Genomic DNA, 26256 nt, shown 5'->3' on the forward strand with positions numbered 1-26256 from the left:
CCTTTGCCGGGTGCCTATGCCGAGTACCAGGCCAGAGCTCAGACCGTTTCCAGGACCCGATGTTTTCGCCACCGTGACGCTGCCAGGGAGTGCCCCATGACCGTGATGACCGCCGCCGCCATCGAAGACTTTCTCGACGAGGTCTTTCCCCAGCGTGCGGGAACCATCGAGGGGGTCGGAGACATGCGGGCCACCATGAGCCTGGCGATCGAAGACGAACACCTGAGGCCCGGGGCGAGCGTGTCTGGCCCGACCATGATGGGGCTCGCCGATGTGTGCTTGTATGTCGCTATCCTGGCCCAGATTGGCCCCGAGGCCATGGCGGTGACCACCGACCTCAACTGCCATTTCCTGCGCCGAGCCCGTGGCGATCGCGACTTGATCGCCAATGCCCGAGTGATCAAGCTCGGACGGCGCCTCGCCGTCGGCGAGGTGCAGCTGTTCTCGGCCGGTGACGAGAGGCCGGTGGCCCACGTCACCGCGACCTACGCGCTTCCCGACAGCGACTGATACGCCGCGACCCCTAGCGCTGGCGCCAGACACCGGCGGCCAGCGCCAGCCAGCCAAGCACCAGCGCGAGTCCGCCGACCGGCGTGACGACGGCGAAGGCACCGAGCCCGGTGCCGGCCAGTGCTGCCAGCCCCATCGCGTACAGCGAGCCGGAAAACAGCAGTGTGCCCGCGGCCCACAGCATCAGGGCGTAGCGCTGGGCGCTGAAGCGAATCTGGGTACGCCAGGCCAGCACCGCCAGGGCCGCCAGCGTGTGCCAGGCCTGGTAACGTACCCCGGTGGTAAAGGCCTGTTCGAGGCGCGGCGTGAGTTGCCCGCTCAGGCCATGGGCGGCGAAGGCGCCGAGCATCACGACCAGCGCACCGGAGAGCGCAACGCCGAGCCACCAGCTGCGGTCCTGCATGAAAGGGCTCCTTTTGTCGTCGACGGTGGGGAAAGTTGTCGCCCAACCGTACCCCGAGTCGTGTCGAGCCGCTACAATAAGGCCCCGCAAAAGCGCGATGACACGACGTGAACCCGTCGCGTTGCCAGCGCTGTCCAACAGCCAGCCCGATGAATGAGGTGCCCATGCAGATTCAGCTGAACGGTGAGTCCCATGACCTCGGTCGCGCGCAGACCGTGGCGGAGCTGATCGAGTCCCTGGGACTCGGCGGGCGGCGTATCGCCGTCGAGCTCAACGAGGACATCGTGCCGCGAAGCCAGCACTCCGAGACGCGTCTCGCCGCGGGCGATAGCGTCGAGATCGTCCACGCCATCGGCGGTGGCTGACCCGCGCTCGACGCGGTGCACGCCATCCGCCCGCGCCGCTGGCGCAATTTTCGCTCTGGATACTCGCTCTCGCGATAAGGACCGTTTCATGACCGACTTCTTTCAGGACAGCCCACTGCGCATCGCCGGCCACGCCTTTTCCTCCCGCCTGCTGGTGGGAACCGGCAAGTACAAGGACTTCGACGAGACCGGTGAGGCGATCGCCGCCAGCGGCGCCGAGGTGGTGACCTTCGCCGTACGCCGCACCAACCTGGGGCAGGACGCGAGCGCACCGAACCTGCTCGATGTCGTGCCGCCGGAGCGCTATACCCTGCTGCCCAACACCGCCGGCTGCTACAACGCCAAGGATGCGGTGCGCACCTGCAAGCTGGCTCGGGAGCTGCTCGACGGCCACAAGCTGGTCAAGCTCGAGGTGCTGGGCGATGACGCGACCTTGTATCCCAATGTGGTGGAGACCCTGAAGGCCGCCGAGATCCTGGTCGCCGATGGGTTCGATGTCATGGTCTACACCAGCGACGACCCCATCGTCGCCCAGGAGCTCGAGGCCATTGGTTGCTGTGCGGTCATGCCACTAGGCTCACTGATCGGTTCCGGTCACGGCATTCAGAACCCCTACAACGTGCGCCTGATCATCGAGCGGGCCAAGGTGCCCGTACTGGTCGACGCCGGCATCGGCACGGCCTCCGAGGCGGCACTCGCCATGGAGCTTGGCTGTGATGGCGTGCTGATGAACTCCGCCATTGCCCACGCTCGCGATCCGCTGCTGATGGCCCAGGCCATGAAGCACGCGGTCCAGGCCGGGCGCCAGGCGCACCTGGCCGGACGCATGCCGCGCCGCAGCGCCGAGGCGTCTTCGCCGAGCAGCGGCCGCATCAATGCCTGAGGCACCTTGCCCGGGCTTCACCTTTTCGAGAGACACGACTCAGCGCATGACCGATCCGCATCACGACGACGAGCGCCCCGACGAGGCCAGGGCCACCCGGCCGGAATCCCCCGATGCTCCGCTGCACCGTCGCGGCATCAAGAGCTATGTGCTGCGCGCCGGGCGCATGACGATTGCCCAGACCCGCGGCCTCGAGGAGGTCTGGCCACGCCTCGGCCTGACCCTGGCAGAGGGCCGCCAGGACCTGGACGCCCTGTTCGGACGGAGTGCCCCGCGAGTGGTCGAGATCGGCTTCGGCATGGGGGCCTCGCTCATCGAGCAGGCCGAGACCCATCGCGATACCGACTTCATTGGCATCGAGGTGCATGCGCCGGGGGTGGGCAAGCTGCTCGACGAAGCCGACAAGCGTGGGCTGACCAATCTTCGTGTCTATCGCGAGGATGCGCTGGCGGTGCTCGAACAGTGTCTGCCCGAGGCGAGCCTCACGACGCTGCAGCTGTTCTTTCCTGATCCCTGGCCAAAGAAGAAGCACCACAAGCGACGCATCGTGCAGCCGGCCTTCGTCGAGTTGGTGCGCACCCGTCTGGCGGAAGGCGGCACCTTGCACATGGCCACCGACTGGGAAGCCTACGCCGAGTGGATGGCGGAGGTGATGACGGCCGCGCCGGGCTATCTCAACACGGCGGCTCCCGAGACGTCGCCTTACGTGCCGCGTCCCGAGTTTCGACCGCTGACCAAGTTTGAGGCGCGGGGCGAGCGACTCGGTCACGGCGTCTGGGACCTGATTTTCCGCCGCGTCGACTGAGGCCGGCATTGGCGCCGTGGCCGCGGCGCCGGGCGCCGGCTGCCAGCGCCCAGAGCGCCCCCACTAGTGATAGCGCCAGCCCGACTAGTCCCAGGGTGTCGGGGCGTTCGGCGAACAGCGTTGCCGTCATGGCCAAGGTGATCGCCGGCGTCAGCGCGATGAGCCCCGATGTCGACGTGACGCCGAAGCGCGTCAGGCTCGCCACGAAGAACCCGTAGCCGCCGAAGGTGGCCAGCACCACCAGCCAGGTCAGGGCCAGCCAGGCATCGGTTGTCGCCGGTGGTGGCGTCGGCCAGCCGGGTTCGAGCACCAGGGCCGCGACCATGAACAGGCCCGTGGCAGCGCTGAGCTGCAATGCCAGGCGCGTTTCGAGCGCCAACGGCTCAGGCGCCAGTTGCGGGTGTTCGCGGTGGCCCGGAGGCGGTAACACGCTGCCCACGGAAACCGCCAGCACGGCGATCAGCGGCAGAGCGTAGGCCCAAGCCGGCGCCCCACCCACACCTTGCATGTCGCCCATGACCATCGCGCCAGCGCCCAGGGTCGCGAGCCCCATCCCCGCCCACTGCGCCGCGCAGCAGCGCTCCTTCAACAGTTGTGTCGCCAGTAGTGCCGCGGCCAATGGCTGCAAGGCGCCGATCAACGCCGCCACCGAGGCGCTGACGCCCTCGGCCACGGCCAGCAGCATGGTCAGCAGGTAGACCCCGACGGTCAGTCCCCCGACGAGCATTTCATGCACCACCTGGCGCCCGCTCGGGCGGTGCCCAGGGTGGGCACGGCGCCACATCACCAGCGCCCAGGCCACCAGCGTCGCCAGCGCAAAGCGCCAGGCGTACAGGCCGATCACCGGGCTATCGACGTCGACGGCGAGGCGGCTACCGACGAAGCCACTGCTCCAGCACAGCACGAAGCCACCGGCGATGGTCAGCGACAGGGTGTGGCGGCGCAGGACACGAGCACTGGGCGGGGTAAACAGGCGCGCTAGGGACAGCATGGCGAGCGCCTCCTTGACGGTAGGGTGGAAGAGAGCCGGGCGACGATGAGCAACACCACGAGAGCGTGCCGCGAGTCTGGCGCGATGCTAGGCTTTCGAGTAGCGAAACTTATTGCAGATAGAGTTCAATTTTCTTTAAGGCAGGATCATGAACACTCCGGATACTGGCGGCGCGGCGCTCGATCTCGAGGCCCTGCGCAGCTTCGTTACCATCGTTCAGCAGGGCAGCCTGGCCGCGGCCGCGGAGCAGCGCCATCGCACCGTCAGCGCGCTGAGCATGCAGATCAAGCGTCTGGAAGAGCGGCTGGCGACCCGGCTGTTGATTCGTGGGCCGCGTGGTGTCACGCCGTCGCCGGCCGGTGAGGTGTTGTTGCGTGAAGCGCGGGAGCTGTTGCGCCAGCACGATGGCCTGGTGGGGCGATTGACCGGCCAGGGGCTATCCGGGCGCGTGCGCTTCGGCATGCCCGAAGGCTATGCCCCACAGTTGGTGGAGCAGGTGCTGCCGGACTTCCTGGCGAGCCACCCCAGTGTGCTGCTGGAGGCGGTGACGGCCCCCAGCGGCGAGCTGGCGCGGCGGCTCGAGCGCGGCGACCTGTCCCTGGCTGTGGCGCTGGACCGCCCCCACCGGGTGGCGGGCGGAGAACCACTGTGGAAGACCTCGCCGGTGTGGGCGGCGTCGCGGGACTACAGCATCGACCAGCACGCACCATTGCCGCTGGCGCTGCATCCATTGGACTGCCCGTTTCGCTCGTTGGGGGTCGAGGCCCTGGAGGCCCGCGGGCGAGAGTGGTACGCGGTGTTCACCAGTACCAGCATCCATGCGGTGGAAAAGGCCGTGGAGGTAGGGCTGGCGGTGAGTATTCTCGATCGTCAACGGCTGACGCCGAGCATGCGAGTGCTCGGCGAGGCCGATGACCTGCCGGAGTTGGGGGAGAGTCAGGCGTGTCTCTACTTCAGCCGGCGGATTGCCGCTTCGTCATGGCCGGCGGTGGAGGCGCTCGCCGTCATGCTGCGGCGTCGCCTGTCTCAGGTGGGGCCGTGGCACGGGGTGTGGTAAGGAGCGTGGTAAGAGCCTCGGGACAGGCCGGGCGCTAGGCGAGTACGGCGCCGGCGTCGGCGTCGGTCGTGAGACCGCGGCACGGTGCGATGAACCAAAGTGCGATGAACCAAAAAAAGCCGCTCCTGAGGCGGAGCGGCGCATAAGGACCGTGACTAGCAATGAGGAGGAGAAACCAGATAGCGACTGGCATGTCTCGAATCTGGTTGCCGGCGACTCATCAACGCCGACAACTGAAGCGTAAATCATTCTCGTTTGACGCGTCAACACAAACGAGAATCTTTTTTGTTTAGAGCCGCTAACTCGCTGAGCCTCCGTGCTTTTTTGGGTCTTTCATCCGGCAGTAGGGCGCTGGTGGTGGCATCGGATGCCGAGCGACCTGGTCCATGGGGGCGGGAGCGGACACCTCCTCGCCAGACATGCGCTCTACGCTGCAGCCCCCGGCCACAAGAAAAAGCCGCTCCCGAGGAGGAAGCGGCGTAAGGACCGTGACTAGCAATGAGGAGGAGAAACCAGATAGCGACTGGCATGTCTCGAATCTGGTTGCCGGCGACTCATTAACGCCGACAACTGAAGCGTAAATCATTCTCGTTTACCACGTCAACACAAACGAGAATCTTTTTTAGTAAGACTGGCTATTTACCCCACCAGTCGCATCCATAGCGGCAGGGTCAGCATCGCGGCCAGGGTCTGAGCGGTGATCAGGCCGGCCATCAATTCGGCGTCGCCTCCCAACTGGCGGGCCAGAATGTAGGCGGAGGTAGCCGTCGGCAGGGCCGCAAAGAGCAGGGCCACGTCGCGGCTGACCGTGTCCAGGCCCAGGCACCAGGCCAGGATCAACACCACCAATGGCATCAGCACGAGCTTGACCGCACTCGACAGCCACAGACCAATGTCACGGCGTAGCAAGGCCTGGGGGCGCAGCGCAACCCCGACAGCGACCAACCCCAGAGGCAGTGCCGCGCGGCCGAGCAGCTCCAGGGTTCCGGCGCTCCACCCTGGCAAGCCGATGCCGGACAGGTTCAGCCCGATGCCGATCAGGCAGGCCAGAATCAGCGGGTTCTGGGCCAGCGCGGTGAGGCTGCGCCATAGGCCCGAGCGTCCGAGTGTGCCGGCGGCGATAAAGGTCAGGACGCACAGTACGTTGACGACTGGAATCATCAGCGCGAGAGCCACGGCGGCGGTGGTGGTGCCGAGGGGGCCATGCAGGGCCGCAGCACCGGCGACACCGACATAGGTATTGAACCGAATGGCGCCCTGGAACACCGAGGTGAAGGCCGCTGCGTCCATCGCGAGTCGCGACTTGCTCCACCACAACAGCGCCGTGAACACGGCCATGGCGCCAAGCAGGACGATGGCCAGCCGAGTGACGGGGACCTGGCTGATATCCGCCGTGGCCATGGTGGCGATCAGCATGGCCGGGAACAGGATGAAATAGATCAGGCGTTCCATGCGCTGCCAGAAATCGCCGCCGGGGATGCGGCCGGCGCCGAGCACGGCGCCAAGCAGAATGAGCAGGAACAGTGGGCCGAGAGCGGCCGCGACGCCAGCCATGGTGACTCCTTGTCGAGAGGCTCGCCGGTCGCTCGGAACACGATGGCGAAACGTAGTTGAATGGGCCCCAAGAATAGCCTGGCCCGACGGGCGTTGACGTCGATAGTCGCCTGGCGACAGCGTCGTCAACAGCGTTGGCAGCTGCGACATCGGCGCGCAGGGTGCCTCGGCCATTTGCTGATAAGCTTACCGGTACTACTGATTTTTCGGGAGGCTGTCCATTCCGATGCTTTCGCGACGCCTGCCCTCATCACGTTCGACCCGGCGACCGCGCCTGCGCCTGTTGATCCTGGTGACCCTCGTGACGCTCGCCGTGACGCTATGGTACCTGTTGCGTCATGAATTGAGCGATCCTGATCCGGTGACCTGGTACCCCCCGGCGTCGACGGCCTGCACCCTGCACGCCGGGCCCTGCAGCACGGCCCTCGGCGAGGGGGAGCGGTTGACCCTCGAAATAGCGGTCGATGGTGAGATTCGGCCGCTCACTCCGCTGCCGCTCGATGTCGCCATCGACGGCGTTGCCGCGAGCCAAGTGAGTATCAGCTTCGAGGGGGTCGACATGGACATGGGGCTGAATCGCTTTGCGCTCGACGCGGGAGAGGCGGGGCATTTCCACGGTCAGGGCCAGCTCGGCATCTGTACCAACGACACCATGACCTGGCGTGCCAAGGTCACGTTTGACTCGCCTCGGGGAAGACTCGGGAGCTGGTTCGATATCGACGTCGAAAGGAGTCTGCCATGAAGGGACGGCTATGGGGGCTTGGCCTTGCGACGGCGGCCGTTCTGGTTGCCGCAACGCTATGGACGTTGGCTCCCTGGCAGCAGCGTCACGCCGATGGCGAACCCGTGGGGGGGCCTATCGAGCTACCCTCGACCCGGGGCGAGTTCTCGCTGTCGTCCCTCGAGGACGATCAGCTGGCCGTGATCTTCTTCGGCTACACCTGGTGTCCCGACGTCTGTCCGATGAGCCTCGCGGTCGTGCGCCAGGCACGTCAGGCACTGCCCGATGAGCAGCGCCGGCGTGTCGTGCCGTTGATGGTGTCGGTGGACCCCGAGCGTGACAGCCTGGCACGACTCGAGGAGTATCTGGGCTTCTTCGGTGAGGACTTCATCGGCGCGACCGGCAGCCAGGCGCAACTCGACGACATCGCCGAGCGCTACGGAGTGGTCTGGCGCAAGGTCGAGACGCCGGACTCGGCGATGGCGTACACCGTGGACCATACCGCTTCGCTGTATCTGGTGAATGCCGACGGCGATATCGTGCGCCGGGTGCTGCATTCCCCCACCCCCGGCCCTCTTCAGGCCGCCCTGGATGAGGCCTTGAGCGAGGGCTGAAGGCTCTTCATCGGCCCCGCTGAGGGCTCTTTATCGAGCCCGCTGAAGGCTCTTTACCGAGCCCGCTGAAGGCTCTTTACCGAGCCCGCTGAGGGCTCTTTACCGAGCCCGCTGAAGGCTCTTTATCACCCCGCTGAAGGCTCTTTATCACCCCGCTGAAGGCTCTTTATCACCCCGCTGAAGGCTCTTTATCACCCCGCTGAAGGCTCTTTATCACCCCGCTGAGGGCTCTTTATCGAGCCCGCTGAGGGCTCTTTATCGAGCCCGCTGAGGGCTCTTCATGGCTCGACACCGTCCGCGGCGTGCCCGCGCGGGGCCGGGCCGCGTCGAGGGTGGGGTGTCAGGCCTGGCCGTCACGAAAAACGCCAGCGGCGCCCGGATTCCCCGAGGCGTCGCTGGCGTTTGTGTGCCGCTGGTGCTGACCCGGCGGTTCATGGTGGGTCTAGGTCTAGGCTTTGGTTCGTGCCCGCTCAGGGCGCGGCCTGCAGGCTGTCGATCATGCCCATCAGCGCCTTGACCTGGCGGCCGTCGCGGCTGTCCTGGAGCGGATCGAGCTGCCAGGTGCTCTCGCTGAAGCCCCACCAGTCCCAGCACCCCTTGGGGTTGGCCAGGGTCGCCTCGGCCTGGGGATAGAGCACCGCCAGGCGATTGGCGGCGGCCCAGCGGTTCAGGCCGCTGCCCGACACGAAGGCCGGGACACCGGCGTCTTCTTCGTCGGAAACGCCCATTTCGCAGCCGTGCAGGGCGACCACGATGCCGCAGTGGCCGTCCTCGCAAGCGCTCGGCAGATACAGGTAGCCGGTGTCCGCCAGGCCACGGGCGTCGAAGGCGCTCTGGTCGAAGACCAGCAGGGAGCCAGCGGCAGCGGGATCGTCCACCGCGGGCTCGGGGGACGGGTACCACCAGGCGATGGCGTCGCCGGCGAGGTCCGTGCCGCAAGCAAGCAGGTAGGGGGGGCCGCTGGCGTGGCAGTCGGCCAGCGATTCGCCTGCCGTCTCGGCGTCCACGGGCCACCCATGGCCGGCCGTTGCGTCGACCACCGTCTTGAGCTGGGCCTCCGGGTCGGCGAGCCAGCCGTCGAGCTGCGTCACTGCGGCAGTGCTGACGGCAGGATCGACGGTACCGTCGCTGCCACCCTGCCAGGCGTAGACCCTGAGCTTGCCGCGGTCGGCCTGACTGCCGACCAGTTCACGCTCGCGATAGTCTGCCCAGCGCTGATCGATGGCGCTGAGGTCGGGGGCGCCCAGGCGAGTGAACATGCACTGACCAAGCGCCCGACCGAGTTCGCCCTGGGCACAGCCCCAGGGCCCGGTCGCCACCAGGCCAAGGGCATCAAAGCGTTCGGGCCAGGCCACGGCCAACTGAGCCGCCATGTAGCCGCCGGAGGATACCCCGATGGCGGCGAGCCGCTCGCCGTCCAGGCCAAGCCTGGGCAGGGGGTCGGGTGTTTCGGCATGGACGTTGGCCGTAAACGACAAAGCCAGCCCCGCGAGGAGGCTGGCGATGATGGTACGAGGGCTGGCGGTCACGTGATCAGCCTTCGTCGCTCGGGTTCACATCCAGCAGTTCGACCTTGAAGATCAGTGTCTCGTTGGGACCGATCGGGCCCTGGCCGCGTGCACCATAGGCCAGTTCGGCGGGGATCACGACTTCCCAGGTATCGCCGACGTTCATCATCTTGAGCGCTTCCTGCCAGCCCTCGATGACCTGACCGACCTGGAAGGTGACCGGCTCGCCACGCTCGTAGGAGCTGTCGAACACGGTGCCGTCGATCAGCTTGCCTTCGTAGTTGACCTCGACGGTATCACCGGCTTCCGGCGAGGCGCCATCACCCTCTTCCAGCTCCTTGTACTGGAGGCCAGAATCGGTGGTTGTCACGCCGTCCTTGTCGCCGTTCTCGGCCAGGTAGCTCTCGCCTGCCGCCTGGTTATCTTCGCCCTGCTTTTCCCGTTCGGCGGCAAGCTGCTCCTGTTCCTCGGCGCGCTTGGCCATGGCTTCCTGCTGGAACTTGGTCAGGGCGGCGGCGATTTCCTCATCGCTCAGGTCAAGCTCCTCTCCGGCGAACACGTCCTTGACCGCATCGGAGAAGGCGTCGGTGTCGAGGTCTTCGACATCCTGCTGGATGCTCTGACCGAGGGTCACGCCGAGGCTGTAGCTGAGCTTTTCCTGATCGGTTTCGGGGGCGGAGAAGGCCAGTGGAGCGGCGCCCAGCAGGGCGACCAGGGAAGCAGAAGTCAGCAGTGTCTTCATGAATGTCCTTAACTCTTGGGCGCTTGGCGCCATGCGTGATGAGTGACGAAGGTGTATGTCGGTGTTGAGACTCTAACAGGGGGCGGAGGGTTCCGCATCTGGTGCAAAGGTGTTGCATGACCCGGGGCCAGGCCAGAAGCGCACGGGCGTGCCTTGGGCGTGCCTGTGTCGGGGGGCTCGAAGGGCACGCTCCCAGCGTTGTCGGCGTGGCCGGGCCGACGATGAGGTGAGGACAGATGTCGCCAAGCACGGATTCTGCGCCGACCGGCATGTCGGGCCGGTAGTGGCACCCGTGCAACGACCGGGCCCCGGCGCGAGCGACATTCGCCGGGGCCTGGGAACCGCGTTCGCGGGCTTAGACCACCATGGTGGCCGCGTGAGCGGAGCCTGCGACTCGTTGGGCGACGCTGCCGAGGATCAGGCTGGAGTCGCCGTTGGTGCCCTGGGCGCCGATCACGATCAGGTCGCAGTCGCGCTTGCGGGCGAAGCGCACGATGGTGCGTGAGGGGCGGCCGCCCTTGACGAAGGCGCGGACCTTGTCTGCCGGCACGCCAAGCTCCACGGCGTGGGCCTTGGCGTGTACTGCGATCTCGGAGGCGTATTCCTTCAACGCATCGTCGGGCAGGTCCAGTTTGTCGGGGCGGACCATGGACAAGGACGCCTCGAGCAGACTGTGATGCTTGAACACGCACAGCACCCACAGCTCCGAGCCGGTCAGGTACTGCAGGCCCACGGCCTTCTCGAGGGCTTTCAGGGCGCCTTTGGAGCCGTCCACCGCCACCAGGATTCTGTTGAACATCGCTAGACTCTCCGTAAAAGGGGCGTGGTCGGCATCAGCGGAACGCCACGTCGCGCAGGAACAGCGCGATCTGCGGGAACATGATCAGCAGAGCCGCGGCCAGAATCAGCAGCAGAACGAAGGGCGGGGTGCCCTTAATCACGTCGAAGTAGGGCCGCTTGAAGATCGCGATGGCGGTAAAGATGTCGCAGCCGAAGGGCGGCGTTGCCGACCCGATCGCCACCTGCAACGTGATCAGGATCCCGACCAGCACCGGATCCAGGCCGGTGGCCTCGACGGCGGGGGCGAAGATCGGTGTGAGCACCAGGATGACCACGATCGGGTCGACGAACATGCAGGCGACGAAGAAGGCGATACAGATCGCGATCAAGACGCCTGTGGCGCCGGCATCGTTGATCCCCGCGGCCTCGAGCAGGGCCTGGGGAATCTGGGCGAAGGAGATGATCCAGGAGAAGCCGTTGCCCACCGCGACCAGGATGAACACCACCGCCGTGATCAGGCCGGTGGACTTGGCGATGGCGTAGATGTGGCTGAGCTTGAGCGAGCGGAAGACCACAAACTCGAGGAACACGGCATACAGCACGCAGGCCGCCGCGGCTTCGGTGGGGCTGAAGATGCCGCCATAGATGCCGCCGACGATGATCACCGGGAAGCCCAGTGGCCACAGGGCCTCGCGCACCGAGGTCAAGCGCTCGCGCCAGGAGGCCTTGGGTTCGGTGGGGACATCGCGGATCACGGCGTAGAGCACGCAGTAGACCGAGAACATCATCAGAATCAGCAGCCCCGGGCCGATGCCGGCGATGAACAGCTCGCCGATGGAGGTGCCGGAGATGACGCCATAGATGATCATGCCGATGCTCGGCGGGATCAGAAAGGCGATATCACTGGAGTTGATGATCAGGGCCAGGGTGAAAGAGTCGGAATAGCCGGCCTTGAGCATGCGCGGGCGCAGCGGCGAGCCGACCGCCACCACGGTGGCCTGGGTCGAGCCAGAGACTGCGCCAAACAGGGTGCAGGAGGCCGCCGTGGAGACGGCTAGGCCACCCTTCACGTGGCCGATAAAGGACATGACCATATTGATCAAGCGTTCGGCCGACTGGCCGCGGGTCATGATATCGGCGGCGAGAATGAACATCGGTACCGCGATCAGCGAGGCAGGACGAATACCCGCCATCATCTGTTGGATCAGGGTATCCATCTGGCCGAAGCCGTTGAACATCATGAAGAAGCCGATCACTGCGGCACTGATCAGCGGAACCATCATGGGAAAGCCCAGCAGCAGCAGGGCAATCATGGTGACTACCATTATTGTCGTCATAGGGGGATTCTCCGTGGCCTTCTCGGCGAGTCAGACTTCCGTTTCCGTATCTTTGTAACCGTCGAGTACCCCGGTGGAGAGGTAGACGTCACGCGAGGTCAGGTTCTTGACCGCGGTCAGCAGATACTGGATGCCTGTGATTAGAAAGCCCATGGGAACCCAGATGTATATGATGAAGATCGGGAAGCCTAGAGCCGGGAGAATCCGTCCCTTGTCGTACAGGTCGAGAATGTAGATCACCGAGTAGTAGAGCAGGAAAAACATCACCGCCGCGGTGAAAAGAGAGATGGTGACCATCAGCACCTTGCGTCCACCTACCGGCAGCGCATCGTAGATAGCGGACATACGGATATGACGGCCATGGCGCGCCGCGTAGCCGATACCGGCGAAGGTAATCATGATAATCAGGATGCGATTGATCTCGCCGGTGAAGAAGATACTTTCACCGAGAGCAAAGCGTCCAATGACGTTCGCGATGGTATTGACGGCCATCAGCAGCACCCCTACGGCAAGGATCACGGCTTCGATCTTGCTGATCAGGGTATCGATGGTCCCCAGGATGCCAGGCAGCCCGGAACGGTAGTTCATCTCGGATTCTTCGTCGGTCATGGCCGAGCTCCTCTCTGAGTTCAGAGTCCGCAACAGTGGATGCCCTGACCGCAGCGTACTCCCTGTGTCGGCGCCGATGGGGCACAAGCGTCAACGCTGGATGCACGCAGCGGTCAGTGAACCTCAGTGATGGCGCGCAGCGCGTTCTGGTGTGGTCATGCCCGGAACACGCTGGCGGCGAAAACAACAAGGGGGCAGCGTGGCTGCCCCCTTGGGTGGCGACGGCTGGCGGCAACGTATTTCTGGCGGTGCCATGTGTCGCGTCAGCCGCTGTTTCAGTGCGTGGTTTAGCCGTTGTCTGCGTTCTGTTCCACGGCCTCGAGATCGGCCTTGAACTGGTCGAGCAGCTCCTGACCGCCGTCACCGGTCATTTCGATGAACTTCTCTTCGACCTGGGGTGCACGCTCCTTGAAGGCAGCGATCTGCTCATCGTTCAGACGCGTCACGGTGACCTCGTCAGAGGCTTCCTGGATCTTGCCCAGAGCCTCTTCGGCGAGCCCTTGGATGTGCTCGATGGTGGTGTCGTAGGCGGAGTCGGTGGCGTCTTGGACCAGCTGCTTGTCCTCGTCCGACAGGCCGTCAAAGAAGTCCTGGTTGGCCATCATGGCGGTGGTGAACCAGCCGTGGCCGGTGAACGTCAGGTTCGGTGACACCTCGTAGAGGCCGCCGGATTCGATCCAGAAGATCGGGTTCTCCTGGCCATCGATGATGCCGGTCTGCAGGCCGCCGTAGACTTCACCCCAGGGCAGCGGGGTCGGCGTGGCGCCGAAGGCGGAGTAGGTCTCGGCCAGCAGCGGATTGGTCATGGTGCGGATCTTCTTGTTATCGAAGTCCTCCGGCGAGGTGATCGGCTCGTCGGCGGTGACGACCATTTCCCCTTCCGGATACATCTGCAAAAGCTCGAGGCCTTGTTCGGCGTAGAGCTCCGGGAACATCTCGTTGATGGCCTTGCTCTCGTCGAAGAACTTGAGCACGGTGCCTTCGTCGGTGGGCAGCAGGTAGGGGATGAAGAAGATCTGGGCTTCCGGAATCAGGGCGCCGGTGAAGCCGGGGGACTGGTTGACGAACTGCAGGATACCGTTCTGGGTCTGCTCCATGATGTCATCGGACTCGCCCAGCTCGCCGAAGCGGTAGACCTGGACGTCGTGATCGGAGTTCTCCTCGACATACTGCTTGAACGCTTGGGCGAAGACGTCCTGCACGTCGCCTTCGTACTCTTCGTGGGCGTAGCGCCAGCTGTCGGCGAAAGCGGCGGAGGACATGCCAAGCATCAGGGCGCCGATACTGGCGGTGGTCAACAGTTGGGTTGCCTTCATTCTTGTGGTTCCTCTGCAGGTGTTGTCGTGGCGATATTATGAGAGTGCTGCGATTGCCTCATGGGAAGGTCAGGGCATAGAACAAAGTGAGGTTCAGCCGCCATTTAGCGTGGCAGCGTTCGGGATATTGTGCGCGCCAAAATAGCGCGCCAGATACGCCGTAAATCTCATGCGATGACTTTCAGGCTAGCGTGCGGCTTGGGGAGGGTCAAGCTGGCTTTCGAGGCTTATGATGGCCATAACTTGCGATTTTTTCTGTGATTCGCCGTTCGGAAGTAGCACTTTTTCCAAGCCGGGCCTAGGGCGGGGAAGGGGCGTAATAGCCTCTGATTCAAGGCTAATTTTCATGAGCCTTTCGAGGGTTTCATGCTCGGCGGCGAGTTCGGCCTGCTGGAGATGTGAGCGAACGCTTGCCACCCCGGGATGTGCGTTCGCCTCGGCCTTTAGTGCGCGACGAAGGTGGCGCAAGGGCGCGGTGACCTCGCACTGCCAGCGCAGGACCTCGTCGGGGCATGGGCCAGTCTCGGCGCCATGTCGATACAGCCAGCAGCGCCACAGCAATTCGCAGACGTCGTGGCCACCTTCGTCCTGGAGGGTCAGGCAGGCGGACTCGACGCCGGGACGGCCATACAGGGCCAAGGCGAAGTCCCAAAGGGGGGCTTCGACGAGTCGCAGGCGCAGCTGGCGCCTGAATTCGGTAGAATGGCGGTTCACGCTTCGAGCCTCTGTGTTCAAGGTGACGACGCCCCGCCTCTGTGTCCAAGCCCGGGACGAGTGCCGCCTGTATCAGCGGGACTGAATCCCCCAGGGCGTGGGCGCCGATGCCGACGGCCGTCTCGTTATTTGCCTATCCCAAGTATCGCCGAGTGGAGCCTGCATGATTGCACTGCGCCAAGTGTCCCTGCAACGCGGGGCCGAGCCCCTGTTCGAGGGCGCCGATCTAACCCTGCACGCCGGGCACAAGGCCGGCATCGTCGGTCCCAATGGCGCCGGCAAGTCCAGCCTGTTTGGCTTGTTGCTGGGGGAAATTGGCGCCGACACGGGCAGCGTGGAGATGAGTGGCGGTCAGCGTATCGCTCATATGGCCCAGGAGGTCGAGGCGCTGTCGCGGCCGATCGTCGAGTATGTGCTCGACGGCGATGCCGAACTGCGACGTACCGAAACCGCGCTGGCCGAGGCTCAGCGTCGCGAAGACCACCATCGCGAGGCCGAACTGCACGGCGCCATCGAAGCGCTGGACGGCTACAGCGCTCCGGCCCGGGCGGCCCAGTTGCTGGTCGGCCTGGGCTTCGCCCAGCACGATCTCGACAAGCCGCTGTCGGCCTTCTCCGGTGGATGGCGGATGCGCGTCAACCTGGCGCGCACGCTATTCATGCCCTCCGACGTGCTGTTGCTGGATGAGCCCACCAACCACCTGGACCTGGATGCCCTGCTGTGGCTCGAGCAGTGGCTGGTGCGCTACCCCGGCACGCTGCTGTTGATTTCCCATGACCGGGACTTTCTCGACGCGGTGTGCGACCACATCGTGCACTTCGATCGCAAGCGCCTGGTGTTGTACCGCGGCAACTACTCCATCTTCGAGCGCACCCGGGCGGAGAAGCTTGCGCTGCAGCAGGCCGAGGCGGCCAAGCAGCAGGCGCGCAAGGAAGAGATCGAGAAGTTCGTCGCCCGCTTCCGCTACAAGGCGACCAAGGCCCGTCAGGCCCAGAGCCGCCTCAAGATGCTGGAGCGCATGGGTACCATCGCCCTGGCCCACGTCGATTCACCGTTCCACTTCAGCTTGCCGGCGGCGGACAAGACGTCACATCCACTGCTGGTGCTGGATGAGGCAACGCTGGGCTACCATCACCCGCAGCAAGGTGATCGCGTACAACTCGAGCAGGTACGCCTGACCATCTTGCCGGGGCAGCGCATTGGCTTGCTTGGCCCCAATGGCGCCGGCAAGTCGACCCTGATCAAGTCGCTCACCGGCGACCTGCCGTTGCTGGGCGGCAAGCGGGTCCCCGGCGAGCACCTGGCCATCGGCTACTTCGCCCAGCACCAGCTCGAAGGGCTGGACCTGGGGTCGACGCCGTTCCAGCACGTTCAGCGTCTATCGCCGACCGCCGCCGATAGCGACATCCGGCGCTTCCTCGGTGGCTTCGGCTTCCCCGGTGACGATGTCTTCGCTCAGGTCGGACATTTTTCCGGCGGCGAGAAGGCACGCCTGGCGCTGTCGCTGGTGGCGTGGCAAAAACCCAATCTGTTGCTGCTCGACGAGCCGACCAACCATCTCGATCTGGAGATGCGCGAGGCGCTGACCGAGGCGCTAGCGGCCTTCGATGGTACCGTCATCGTGGTGTCCCACGATCGCCATCTGCTCAAGGCAACCGTCGATGAGTTCTGGAAAGTGGCCGATCATCGTGTCGAGCCTTTCGACGGCGATCTTGACGATTACCGAGTCTGGCTCAAGACCCGCCTGGAAGAGGCGCGGCGCGGTGCCCGAGCCGACAAGGCGGAACGTGTCGAGTGGGCTCAGGAGGCGCCGAAGGAAGATCGCAAGGCCAGTCGGCGGGCCGCCGCCGAGCTACGCGAAAAGCTCAGGCCCTGGAGGCGAGAGCGGGACAAGGCGGAAAAGGCGATGGAGAAGGTTCAGGGAGAGCTCGGTGAGCTTGAAGAGCGCCTGGCGGACCCCGAGGTGTATACCGATCCGGCGCGCAAGGATGAGCTCACCAAGCTCCTGGCGGGGCAAGGTGAGCTGAGCGCTCGCCTTGGCGAGCTGGAAGGTCAGTGGTTGGTCGCCGAAGAGACCCTCGAGGAAATGACCCGGGAACTATCGGAATGACGCTGCCCGGCTGCGCTTCATGGGACCCTTGCGTGAGGCCTCATCCTCGGCGTTCATCTTCGCGGCGAGCCGCTCGCGCTCCTCACGTTCGTCGTCCAGGCCGCGTTTCGGCAGCACGAGGTTCAGCACCACGGCGGTGATCGCAGCCACGACCACAGGCGAGCCGCCGATGGCGAGCTGGAGTGTGGGCGGCAAGGCGCCAAGCGCGCCCGGCGCCGCATACAGTCCCAAGCTCATGGCCAGCGCAAGGCTGGCGATGGTCATGTTGCGGGCCGATAGTTCATCCCGGGTCAGCAGCTGGATGCCGGTCATGGTGATCATGCCGAAGACGGTGACCGTGGCGCCGCCGAGCACCGGATAGGGAATGGTGGTCATCACGGCGCCGAACTTCGGCACCAGTCCTGCGACCAGCATGAACACGGCGGCCAGGCCCAAGACGGAGCGGCTCACCACCTTGGTCATTGCGACGATGCCGACGTTCTGACTGTACGACGAGGTCGGCAAGGCCCCGAACAGGGCTCCTACCAGGGTACTCAGGCCGTTCCCCAACAAGCCGCCGGACAACTCCTTTTCGCCTAGCTCTCGGTTCATGCCTGCCATGGTGGTGGCCGATAGATCGCCGATGGTCTGCACCGAATTGACCATGCAGATGACGACCATGGACAAGATGGCGGCCGGCGGAAAGCTGAGGCTGACCGGCAGGAGCTCCGGCGCACTCAACCAGGCGGCCTCGCGCACCGCCGTGAAGTCGACCATGCCCAGCGCGAGTGACAGCAGATAGCCCACGGCAATGCCGCATATGATCGCCGACAGTTTCATGAAACCGCGGGCGAACTGAGAGATCACGAGCACCACGGCGAGTGTTGCCAGGGCCACCATCCATTGCTTGCCGGAGCCGTAGCCGGGTCGGCCGATACCGCCAGCCATGTAGTGGATGGCGATGTCGTAAAGGGAGAGGCCGATCACCAGGACCACGACGCCTGCCACCACCGGCGGGAACAGGTGGCGCAAGGGGCGAATGCCGAAGCCGACCAACAACATGGCCACACCGCCGATCAACTGAGCACCGAAGATGCCTTCGAGGCCGTACTGGCTACCCACGGCGGTCAACGTTGGCACATAAGCGAACCCGACGCCGAAGATGCTCGGCAGGCGAGCGCCGAAGCGACCCACACCGTAGAGCTGGATCAGCGTGGCGATGCCGGACGTCAGCAGGGACACCTGGATGAGCAGTAGCGTCTGGTTGCTGGTGGCACCGACGGTGCCGGCCACGATGATCGGCACGGTAATGGTGCCCATGATCATGGCGAGGATGTGCTGCAGCGATAATGGCAGGGCGCGGGTGAGCGGCGGCCGGCCATGAAAGTCGAACACGGAAGTGCTGTGGGGGCTTTTCATGGATACGATTACCGGTTGTTTTTGTATACAGTCGCAATTCTGGTAATCATTTCCAAAAACTTCAAGCGATGCGCCCGTTCGCGAGGAAAATTGCGACGAATGGATGAGATCACCGCGCGACGCCGGCGGCCGGTCTGAGGGGGTGGCGGCGCCCAAGGGGCAAAGAACCGCACCACGGCCGAGCCGAAGCGCGGGCGGCCATCTAGCAGGCAAGCGTGTCACGCCGATGGCGTCAGGGGCACCGTCGGTGCAAGGGTCAGGGGCAACGGAGAGATCCGCTGGCCTCGGCTCAGGGGACGGTGGTCATGCGGTCAAGTACCGCGTGGGCGGCGCTCGGCGAGGAGTGCCGTAGGCGGGCTGGACCGAGGGCTAGGCCAATAGGGGCAGGGCCTGCCCTTGTCTCAACTCTCGAGCAGGAAGGTCACGGGGCCGTCGTTGACCAGCGAGACCTGCATGTTGGCGCCGAACTCGCCGCAGGCCACGGGGGCGTGGCGCAGGTGAGCTTTTTCGAGTAGCGCGTGAAAGAGGCGTTCTCCCTCTGCCGGTGGCGCGGCGCTGGAGAAGCTGGGGCGCAGCCCCTTGCGGGTGCTGGCGGCCAATGTGAACTGCGACACCAGCAGTAGCCCGCCGCCGGCTTGTTGAACGTCGAGGTTCATCTTGCCATCGTCGTCGCTGAAGACCCGGTAGTGCAGCAGCTTGTGCAGCAAGCGATCGACGCTGGTTTTGTCGTCGCCCTTTTCCACCCCGATCAGAGCCAGCAGTCCGGGGCCGATGGTGCCCACGCAGCGAGCATCGACTTCCACGCTGGCACGGCTAACGCGTTGGATCAGGGCTTTCATGAGGCTCTCCGTGGTGGGCTCTCTGTGCTGGGCTCGGCTGACTCGCCGGGCAAACGCAGCGAGCCTATCACGAAGGCGGCTTGCCTCGCAGACGGCCATGCCTCGGGCAAGGGTACGGCTAACCTCGCCCCAGCAGGTTATCGCGAAAACCCCGACTCAGTGGCTCATCACCCAGCCAGATGCCGAACATGGCACTGGCCAGTGCCGCCTCGGGGGCCCGATACAGGACCTCGTCGTTGAGTGTCAGGGTCAACTGCTGACCGTCCCAGGTCAGGGTGTAGCGATCTCCGGGTGCCACGTCCCGATAACTCGCGTTGAACGTCCTCAGCGCTGCCGCGATGGTGGGAAAGTCGCGGGCACCGACCTGGTCGCGCAGGGTGTCTTCGGTTACGTCGGCGAAGTCGGCGGCATCGATGGCATGAAAGTAGTGCAGCACCAGCTTGCGTGGGACGCTCGATTGGGGCGCGGGGCGAGGATACCCATTGGCCTGATAGTAGGCCCCGGCATAGGCGTCCCAGATCATGTAGGTGAATAGGCCCGCACCGACCAGGCGGTAGCCGGGCGGCTCGGTCAGTGTCGTGGCGAACTGGGCGTCCTTGACCCTCACCCGGTCTTGGGCGTTGGCCTCCAGAGCAACCAGCGAGGCCAGCACCAGACAGGCCATCAGCCCCCCGCCGCGGATCAGGCGTGCGATGAGAGGGGCGGTGAGAGGGGAGGTAAGAGGGGCGATTCGACGCGGGACGTCGGGGCCGCGCATGGCGTCGTCTCCAGGGTCATGATGTGTACAAATCATGAGGCATCGACGTCGTTATGTATAGCTGTTGTATAAATTTTAGATGGCGACGAATGCGTCGCCTACCAGGCTCTGCATAGCATGATGTCGCAGTGCAGCTCGGTCAGCAGGCGCTTGGTGATCTGGCTTCGGCGGCCCACCTGGCCACGGTTGCCTAGCGCGAGGAGATCCGGGGGCTGACGCCTCAGGTGCGCCATCAGCACCTCCAGCGGTTCGCCCTGCTCGAGGACCAGCTCGAGCTCGGGCACCTGGTCGAACTCGGACATCAACTGGTCGATCTCGCGTTCCAGCTGGGTGCGCAGTCGGGCGACTTCCTGGTCGCGCCAGCGGGCATAGCCGCTGTCGGAGCCGAGTTCGCGTTCGCCGGGCACGTCCCAGGCGTGAAGCAGGGTCAGGCGAGACTCGGGAAAGCGGATCAGCGCCTCGCGCAAGGTCCGCCGGCAGGTCAGGGAGAAATCCACCGGGACCAGGATGTCGTGCCAGTCGCTGGACGGTGGCTGGCTTACCGTCAGTACCGGGCAGGGGGCGCTGCGCAGTACCCGGGCAAGGGTCGTACCACCGACCAGGTCAGGGTGGCCGCGCTTGCGATGGGTGCCAAGGATGATCATGTCGGCGCTGCGCTCGTGGGCCTCGCGAATGATCTCGGTATAGGCCGGCCCGGTTACGGTCTGGATCAGGTGCGCCGGTTCATCGAGAGCATAGTCCTCGCGCAGGTCGGTCATGATCGACTGGATATCGGCCACCACCGCGCCCTCAAGATCGCGCAGTACACGGTGAGGCAGATACGGATCGAGGACATGGATCACATCCAGGCGAGCGCCCTGCTCGCCGGCCAGGCGGATCGCTCGGCCGAAGGCGGCACGATTTTCGGCGGACAGGTCACAGGCAAACAGCAGGGTGCGAGTCATGGCTCAGCCCTCTTAACGCCGGCGGGTGAGTCCTCAGCATGGTGCGGCATTGGCGATCGCGCAAGCGACGTCATGTGGCGCCGGTTCGGGCGGCGGACCACCAAGGTGTGCCGATACGAGGCCCTATCCACGACGTGAATGGTGTCGAGTCGGGCCGGCAAGGGCAGAAAAGGAAAGACCCGGAATGGAAAGACCCGGAAAGGAAAGGCTCGGAAAGGAAAGCGCCGGCCACCGAGGCCGGCGTCTCGCTTGTCGTGGCCGGGGGGTCGCGGGCCTAGCCCAGGGGCTTGCTCAGAGGCCGCGCTCGGGGTAGCGATATGGCGGCCATGCGGGCTACCACCAGGCGTTGAAGTGATGCACCGGCCCCCGACCCTGGCCCACGTCCAGGCGGCGGCTTGCTTCCAGCGCCTCGTGCAGCCAGCGCTTGGCGTCGCCGATGGCGGTAACGATGCGTTCGTGATCGGCATCCGGCGGCAGGTGGGCGAGGTGCGCGGCGATCGCCGACGACAGCGCGCAGCCGGTGCCGTGAAGGTTGGCGGTGTCGATGCGCGGTGCCGGAAGCCAGCGGTCGCCCTGGGGCGTGGCCAGCAGGTCCGGACAGCTATCACCGGCCAAATGGCCACCCTTGAGCAGGACATAGGGCGAGGCCAATGCCTTCAGCGAAGGCAACATCGCTTCCATGGCATCGGCCGTGGTGGGCGCGGCAACGCCGAGCAACACGGCTGCCTCGGGCAGGTTCGGGGTGATCACATCGGCCATCGGCACCAGCACGTCACGTACGGCGCTGATGCCGGCGGCATCGACCAGAACATCGCCGCTCTTGGCGACCATGACCGGATCGAGGACGATCCAGCGTGGGCGGCGAGCCTCGAGCGCCTCGCGCAGCGTTTCTGCCACCTCGCGGCTGGCGACCATGCCGATCTTGACGGCATCGATGCGTACGTCATCGAGGAGATTATCGAGTTGCTCGCGGATGATACCGGCGGGCACCGGATGAACCGCCGCCACACCGCGGGTATTCTGGGCGATCACCGCGGTGATGACATTGGTGGCATAGGTGCCGAGGGCCGACAGGGTCTTGATATCTCCCTGCAGCCCGGCGCCGCCCGAGGGGTCGGAGCCAGCGATGGTCAGAGTATGAGGAATCGATACAGCGTGAGACATGAACGTGGCTCGAATGACAGCGTGACGCACAGCATACTAAAGCCAGCGGGGGCTGGGCCATGCTGAGCCTGTTTGTCGTTGCCCTGGTCAGTGCCACGGTGTTGCCCGGTGGCTCCGAAGCCTGGTTCGCCACGCTCTGGTGTCGGGGCGAGGCGCCCCTGGCGCTGTGGGCAAGCGCGACCGCCGGCAACGTGCTGGGCAGCCTGATCAATGTGGCGCTGGGGCGCTACGCCCGCGGTTTTCAGCACCGTCGCTGGTTTCCGGTGTCGCCAAAGGCCTTGGCGCGAGCGGAGCATTGGTACCGACGTGGCGGCGAAGCGACCCTGCTGCTGGCCTGGGTGCCGGTGATCGGCGACCCGCTGACGGTGCTCGCCGGCATCGCCCGGCTGCCCTGGTGGCGGGTGACGGCGTGGATACTGATCAGCAAGGGAGGCCGCTATGCCGCGCTATTGTGGCTCGCCGAGCGGTACCTGGCGCCGCTGTGCTCTGCCTAGTGTCGCAGGTCGCCAAGTCGGACTGGCGCCGGCTGTGGCACTCGGCGTGAACCCGATGTGAAGGGGCGCTCCAGGTATCGTGGTGGGCGGTTAGAGGGACGGGTGGGAAGGCCCCTGAACAACCACACCCCACTGCCGTCAGGCAGTGGGGTGTGAGGCTTCGTCGAGGATCCAGCCCTGCGGCTTGGCACTTGGCTGCAAGGACTTGGCTGCGAGGGCCTGGCTACAGGGAGCCGCTTGTCGCGGCTCGCAGGAGGTTACTCGCCGTCTTCGCCAAAGTCCGTCCCGCCGCCGGGGTTACGGGCGTTGTAGTACGCCTGCTCGGAGATGGCATGGTAGTTCACCACCTTATTCTGGAAGTCGCGGTAGGAGTCGTAGATGCGTCCGGCGATGTCGCTGGAATCGGCCAGCTCCTGCACCACTTCCGCGGAGTACTCCTGAGCCTGGGCCAGGACGTCATCGGGCAGTTTGCGCAGCTGAACGTCGTGCTCGTTGATCAGCGTCTCCAGGGCATCGTTGTTGCGCGCGGTGTACTCGTCGAGCACGTCCTGGTTCACATCACGCACTGCCGTGCGCAGGATCGCCTGCAGGTCGGCGGGCAGTTCGGCGTAGGCGTCTTCGTTGATGATCGCCTCGAACATCACGGTCGGCTCATGCCAGCCCGGATAGTAGTAGTACTCGGCGGCCTGGTGCAGGCCGAAGGCCAGGTCGTTGTACGGACCGATCCACTCGGTGGCGTCGATGGCGCCGGACTGCAGGGAGGTGAAGATCTCGCCGCCCGGCATGTTGACGATGGCCACGCCCATGCGATTCATCACTTCGCCGCCGAGGCCCGGCATGCGCATCTTCAAGCCGTCGAGGTCGGCAACGGAGTTGATTTCCTTGTTGTACCAGCCACCCATCTGCACGCCGGAGGCGCCGGCTGCCAGCACGTCGACGCCGAAGTCGTCATACAGCTCGTTCCACAGCTCCAGGCCGCCACCGTAGTGCAGCCAGGCGTTCATTTCCTGGGCGTTCATGCCAAACGGCACGGCGGCAAAGAACTGCGCCGCCGGCGCCTTGCCCTTCCAGTAATAGGAAGCGGAGTGACCGATCTGCGCGGTGCCCTCGGAGACGGCATCGAAGACCTCGAAGCCGGGCACGAGCTGGCCGGCACCGAAGACTTCGATCTTGAGACGGCCGTCAGACATTTCCTCGACCAACTTGGCCAGGCGCTCGGGGCCTTGGCCGACACCGGGAAAGTTCTTCGGCCACGAGGTGACCAGCTTCCATTCGAAGGTGTCCTGGGCCTGGGCCTGGACGCCGATCAGCATCATGCCGGCGGCACCGGTGAGGGCAATGGCCTTGGCGAGTGACGTGCGTTGCATGCGTTGTCCCCTTAGATTGTGCGTTGTGATGTTGTGGACATGGGACAGCCCGGGTCGGGCTGGCTTGCAGAAAGGGAGCGGCGAATGGGCCGCTCCGGCTTCAGGGAAGTGACGATCCGTCGCTTCCGACACTATAGACGGCCCCGGTGGGTGGCCCGCCTACCGTAAATCCACGCTAGGCGGTGTGGCCTAGAACTGCGCCGGAAGCCAGGTGGCCAGTTGCGGGAAGAACGACAGCGCGATCAGCATGCCGAGCTGGAGCACGATAAACGGGATCACCCCGCGGTAGATCGCCGATGTCGGCACCGAGTCCGGTGCCACGCCACGCAGGTAGAACAGGGCGAAGCCGAACGGTGGGGTCAAGAACGACGTCTGCAGGTTGATCGCGATCATGATGCCGAGCCAGATCGGGTCGAGGCCCATGGCCAGCAGGATCGGGCCGACGATGGGGACCACCACGAAGGTGATCTCGATGAAGTCGAGAATGAAGCCAAGCAGAAAGATGACCAGCATGACGATGATGGTGGCGCCGATCACGCCACCGGGCATGTTGTCGAACAGATGCTTGACCAGCTCCTCACCGCCATAGGCGCGGAACACCAGCGAGAACAGCGCCGCACCGATCAGGATCAGAAACACCATGGTGGTGACGTGGGTGGTGGAGCGCAGCACTTCCTTGAGCGTGGCCAGGTCAAGGCGGCGATAGGCCAGGGCCAGAACGAGAGCGCCGAAGGCGCCGACGGCAGAGGCCTCGGTGGGGGTGGCGAAGCCTCCGAGAATCGAGCCGAGCACCGCCACGATCAGCACGATCGGTGGCACCAGCCCCTTGAGCAGTAGCAGGCCGATGCCGCTGGTGTGCCCCATCTCGGCCATCAACTCGGCGCGATCCACCGCCGGTGCCGCGCTTGGCTTGAACAGTGCCACGAGGCTCACGTAGATGATGTACGCCACCACCAGCAGCAGGCCGGGCACCAGTGCACCCATGAACAGGTCGCCCACCGAGACGGTCTTGGGGCTGAAGATGCCCATCGACAGCTGGGCCTGCTGGTAAGCCGACGACAGCACGTCGCCCAGCAGCACCAGGGCGATGGAGGGCGGAATGATCTGACCCAGGGTTCCGGTGGCGCAGATGGTGCCGGTGGCCAGCGACTGGCTGTAGCCGCGCTTGAGCATGGTCGGCAGCGACATCAGGCCCATGGTGACGACCGTGGCGCCGACGATGCCGGTGGACGCCGCCAGCATCATGCCGACCAGGGTCACCGAGATGCCGAGACCGCCGCGCAGGGAGCCGAACAGCAAGGCCATGGCGTCGAGCAGGGTCTCGGCGACCTTGGACTTCTCCAGCAGCACGCCCATCAGCACGAACAGTGGCACCGCCAATAGGGTGGAGTTGGTCATGATGCCGTAGAGGCGATTGGGGAAGGCGCCGAGGTAACTGCTGTCGAAGTTGGCATCGATGCCGAGACTCTCGAGCCCGTAGCCGAAACCGGCGAAGGCCAATGCGGTGCCGGCCAGCGACAGGGCCACCGGATAGCCAAACATGAGCACCGCACAGATGACGCCGAACAGCACCAGGGGCATGAATTCCAGCATTACAGGTGCTCCTCGTTGGCGTCGTGGTCCTGGCACTCGGGATCGAGGCGCCCGGTCAGAATCAGCCACTGGCGGCAGGCTTCCGCCAGGGCCTGCAGCAGCATTAGCGCGGCGAACAGCGGGATCAACGTCTTCAACAGGAAGACCCCGGGAATGCCGCCGGCATCGGGCGACCCCTCCAGGATGGCCCAGGACTTGCCGACGTAGCCGAGGCTGGTCGCGATCACGAACAGCATGACCGGAAGCAGGAGAAACAGGGTGCCGAGCAGGTCCACCAGCGCCTTCTTGCGGGGCGTCATGGCGCGATAGAAGATGTCGACCCTCACGTGGCCGTCGTGTTTCAGGGTGTAGGCCGCCGCCAGCATGAAGACCATGGCGTGCATGTACATTACCGATTCCTGCATCGGGATGCTGTTGACGCTGAAGGCGTAGCGCAGCAACACAATCAGGAACTGGATCGCCATCATCGCCAGAATCAGCCAGGACAAGGCCTTGCCGAGGCGATCTGAGAAGGCATCCAGGGCCGCTATCGGGCCGGGTAAGCCGCGGGATTGGGGCATGGGAGAACTCGCTGGTGGTATCCGGTTCGTCAGGGAGCATCATCGCACGGGGGCGGATCACGCCGCCGGAGTGAGGCTAACGCTGACTATACGGTAAGCTCATGGCGACTGTCATGACGGC

The 26256-nt window shown here is 65.0% G+C and carries 26 protein-coding genes and 1 pseudogene; 9 read left to right on the plus strand and 18 right to left on the minus strand.

Translation table 11 applies throughout. The features are described from left to right. Window positions 1–96: 96 nt before the first annotated feature. A complete protein-coding gene (locus tag ACUN9Y_RS03570) occupies window positions 97–510 on the plus strand; it encodes a PaaI family thioesterase (RefSeq protein ID WP_445459304.1) in 414 nt (137 codons plus the stop codon). A gap of 13 nt (window positions 511–523) precedes the next feature. On the opposite strand, the gene ACUN9Y_RS03575 is transcribed toward ACUN9Y_RS03570, so the two are convergent. After that, entirely contained in the window at window positions 524–913 is a 390-nt protein-coding gene (locus tag ACUN9Y_RS03575) for a DUF423 domain-containing protein (protein WP_445459305.1), read from the minus strand. A 164-nt stretch (window positions 914–1077) separates the two neighbouring features. Between ACUN9Y_RS03575 and thiS the strand changes: the two genes are divergently transcribed. The 3 genes from thiS (at window position 1078) to trmB (ending at window position 2966) form a co-directional block, all read left to right on the plus strand. Next, on the plus strand, window positions 1078–1278 hold the full coding sequence (gene thiS, locus ACUN9Y_RS03580) for a sulfur carrier protein ThiS (RefSeq protein ID WP_445459306.1): 201 nt from the start codon (window positions 1078–1080) through the stop codon (window positions 1276–1278). An 88-nt stretch (window positions 1279–1366) separates the two neighbouring features. Further along, window positions 1367–2161 (plus strand): thiazole synthase, encoded by a 795-nt coding sequence (locus ACUN9Y_RS03585; protein WP_445459307.1) that lies wholly within the window; start codon window positions 1367–1369, stop codon window positions 2159–2161. Between the two features lie 46 nt (window positions 2162–2207). Beyond that, on the plus strand, window positions 2208–2966 hold the full coding sequence (gene trmB / locus ACUN9Y_RS03590) for a tRNA (guanosine(46)-N7)-methyltransferase TrmB (protein WP_445459308.1): 759 nt from the start codon (window positions 2208–2210) through the stop codon (window positions 2964–2966). A 58-nt stretch (window positions 2967–3024) separates the two neighbouring features. Here the strand turns inward: trmB and ACUN9Y_RS03595 are convergent. Next, window positions 3025–3957, minus strand: a pseudogene (locus ACUN9Y_RS03595) (DMT family transporter); the annotation flags it as partial. 148 nt (window positions 3958–4105) lie between these two features. On the opposite strand from ACUN9Y_RS03595, the gene ACUN9Y_RS03600 reads away from it, so the two are divergent. Continuing rightward, window positions 4106–5014: a LysR family transcriptional regulator gene (locus tag ACUN9Y_RS03600; protein ID WP_445459309.1), complete on the plus strand. Its 909-nt coding sequence runs from the start codon at window positions 4106–4108 to the stop codon at window positions 5012–5014. A gap of 639 nt (window positions 5015–5653) precedes the next feature. On the opposite strand, the gene ACUN9Y_RS03605 is transcribed toward ACUN9Y_RS03600, so the two are convergent. Then, window positions 5654–6568, minus strand: a complete 915-nt coding sequence (locus ACUN9Y_RS03605) for an AEC family transporter (RefSeq protein ID WP_445459310.1) — start codon at window positions 6566–6568, stop codon at window positions 5654–5656. Window positions 6569–6794: 226 nt separating this feature from the next. Here ACUN9Y_RS03605 and ACUN9Y_RS03610 point away from each other — a divergent pair, with 226 nt between their 5' ends. After that, a complete protein-coding gene (locus ACUN9Y_RS03610; RefSeq protein WP_445459311.1) occupies window positions 6795–7310 on the plus strand; it encodes a hypothetical protein in 516 nt (171 codons plus the stop codon). Beyond that, complete coding sequence (locus ACUN9Y_RS03615; protein ID WP_445459312.1) at window positions 7307–7903, plus strand: SCO family protein; 597 nt, start codon at window positions 7307–7309, stop codon at window positions 7901–7903. Before ACUN9Y_RS03610 ends, ACUN9Y_RS03615 begins: the two co-directional genes overlap by 4 nt. A 470-nt stretch (window positions 7904–8373) precedes the next feature. Here the strand turns inward: ACUN9Y_RS03615 and ACUN9Y_RS03620 are convergent, their stop codons facing one another. The 7 genes from ACUN9Y_RS03620 to ACUN9Y_RS03650 form a co-directional block, all read right to left on the minus strand. After that, window positions 8374–9432 (minus strand): alpha/beta hydrolase-fold protein, encoded by a 1059-nt coding sequence (locus ACUN9Y_RS03620; RefSeq protein WP_445459313.1) that lies wholly within the window; start codon window positions 9430–9432, stop codon window positions 8374–8376. A gap of 4 nt (window positions 9433–9436) precedes the next feature. Beyond that, window positions 9437–10153 carry an FKBP-type peptidyl-prolyl cis-trans isomerase gene (locus ACUN9Y_RS03625; RefSeq protein WP_445459314.1) on the minus strand — a complete coding sequence of 239 codons (717 nt, stop codon included), beginning with the start codon at window positions 10151–10153 and terminating at the stop codon, window positions 9437–9439. A gap of 355 nt (window positions 10154–10508) precedes the next feature. Continuing rightward, a complete protein-coding gene (locus ACUN9Y_RS03630) occupies window positions 10509–10952 on the minus strand; it encodes a universal stress protein (RefSeq protein WP_445459315.1) in 444 nt (147 codons plus the stop codon). 34 nt (window positions 10953–10986) lie between these two features. After that, window positions 10987–12270, minus strand: a complete 1284-nt coding sequence (locus ACUN9Y_RS03635; RefSeq protein ID WP_445459316.1) for a TRAP transporter large permease — start codon at window positions 12268–12270, stop codon at window positions 10987–10989. A 30-nt stretch (window positions 12271–12300) separates the two neighbouring features. Continuing rightward, a complete protein-coding gene (locus tag ACUN9Y_RS03640) occupies window positions 12301–12879 on the minus strand; it encodes a TRAP transporter small permease (protein WP_445459317.1) in 579 nt (192 codons plus the stop codon). Window positions 12880–13166: 287 nt separating this feature from the next. Next, window positions 13167–14195, minus strand: a complete 1029-nt coding sequence (locus ACUN9Y_RS03645; protein ID WP_445459318.1) for a TRAP transporter substrate-binding protein — start codon at window positions 14193–14195, stop codon at window positions 13167–13169. 186 nt (window positions 14196–14381) lie between these two features. Next, window positions 14382–14909, minus strand: coding sequence for a TIGR02444 family protein (locus tag ACUN9Y_RS03650; protein ID WP_445459319.1), 528 nt, complete (start codon window positions 14907–14909; stop codon window positions 14382–14384). A gap of 163 nt (window positions 14910–15072) precedes the next feature. Here ACUN9Y_RS03650 and ACUN9Y_RS03655 point away from each other — a divergent pair, with 163 nt between their 5' ends. Next, a complete protein-coding gene (locus tag ACUN9Y_RS03655; protein ID WP_445459320.1) occupies window positions 15073–17019 on the plus strand; it encodes an ATP-binding cassette domain-containing protein in 1947 nt (648 codons plus the stop codon). On the opposite strand, the gene ACUN9Y_RS03660 is transcribed toward ACUN9Y_RS03655, so the two are convergent. From ACUN9Y_RS03660 to thiD, 5 genes are all read right to left on the minus strand, one after another. Beyond that, on the minus strand, window positions 17008–18417 hold the full coding sequence (locus tag ACUN9Y_RS03660; RefSeq protein ID WP_445459321.1) for a uracil-xanthine permease family protein: 1410 nt from the start codon (window positions 18415–18417) through the stop codon (window positions 17008–17010). The genes ACUN9Y_RS03655 and ACUN9Y_RS03660 overlap by 12 nt on opposite strands. Window positions 18418–18818: 401 nt before the next feature. Continuing rightward, the gene (dtd, locus tag ACUN9Y_RS03665; protein WP_445459322.1) at window positions 18819–19256 is read right to left on the minus strand and encodes a D-aminoacyl-tRNA deacylase; all 438 of its coding nucleotides are present in this window, start codon (window positions 19254–19256) and stop codon (window positions 18819–18821) included. Between the two features lie 118 nt (window positions 19257–19374). Further along, the gene (locus ACUN9Y_RS03670; RefSeq protein WP_445459323.1) at window positions 19375–20013 is read right to left on the minus strand and encodes a chalcone isomerase family protein; all 639 of its coding nucleotides are present in this window, start codon (window positions 20011–20013) and stop codon (window positions 19375–19377) included. Window positions 20014–20111: 98 nt separating this feature from the next. Beyond that, the gene (locus tag ACUN9Y_RS03675; protein ID WP_445459324.1) at window positions 20112–20957 is read right to left on the minus strand and encodes a universal stress protein; all 846 of its coding nucleotides are present in this window, start codon (window positions 20955–20957) and stop codon (window positions 20112–20114) included. Window positions 20958–21290: 333 nt separating this feature from the next. Then, a complete protein-coding gene (gene thiD / locus ACUN9Y_RS03680) occupies window positions 21291–22121 on the minus strand; it encodes a bifunctional hydroxymethylpyrimidine kinase/phosphomethylpyrimidine kinase (RefSeq protein WP_445459325.1) in 831 nt (276 codons plus the stop codon). A gap of 59 nt (window positions 22122–22180) precedes the next feature. On the opposite strand from thiD, the gene ACUN9Y_RS03685 reads away from it, so the two are divergent. Then, window positions 22181–22615 carry a YqaA family protein gene (locus tag ACUN9Y_RS03685; RefSeq protein ID WP_445459326.1) on the plus strand — a complete coding sequence of 145 codons (435 nt, stop codon included), beginning with the start codon at window positions 22181–22183 and terminating at the stop codon, window positions 22613–22615. Between the two features lie 257 nt (window positions 22616–22872). On the opposite strand, the gene ACUN9Y_RS03690 is transcribed toward ACUN9Y_RS03685, so the two are convergent. From ACUN9Y_RS03690 to ACUN9Y_RS03700, 3 genes are all read right to left on the minus strand, one after another. Continuing rightward, the gene (locus ACUN9Y_RS03690; protein ID WP_445459327.1) at window positions 22873–23982 is read right to left on the minus strand and encodes a TRAP transporter substrate-binding protein; all 1110 of its coding nucleotides are present in this window, start codon (window positions 23980–23982) and stop codon (window positions 22873–22875) included. Between the two features lie 189 nt (window positions 23983–24171). Then, complete coding sequence (locus ACUN9Y_RS03695) at window positions 24172–25575, minus strand: TRAP transporter large permease (RefSeq protein ID WP_445459328.1); 1404 nt, start codon at window positions 25573–25575, stop codon at window positions 24172–24174. Continuing rightward, window positions 25575–26135, minus strand: coding sequence for a TRAP transporter small permease subunit (locus ACUN9Y_RS03700; RefSeq protein WP_445459329.1), 561 nt, complete (start codon window positions 26133–26135; stop codon window positions 25575–25577). Before ACUN9Y_RS03700 ends, ACUN9Y_RS03695 begins: the two co-directional genes overlap by 1 nt. Window positions 26136–26256: the final 121 nt, after the last annotated feature.

The sequence above is a fragment of the Halomonas sp. V046 genome (assembly GCF_052645355.1).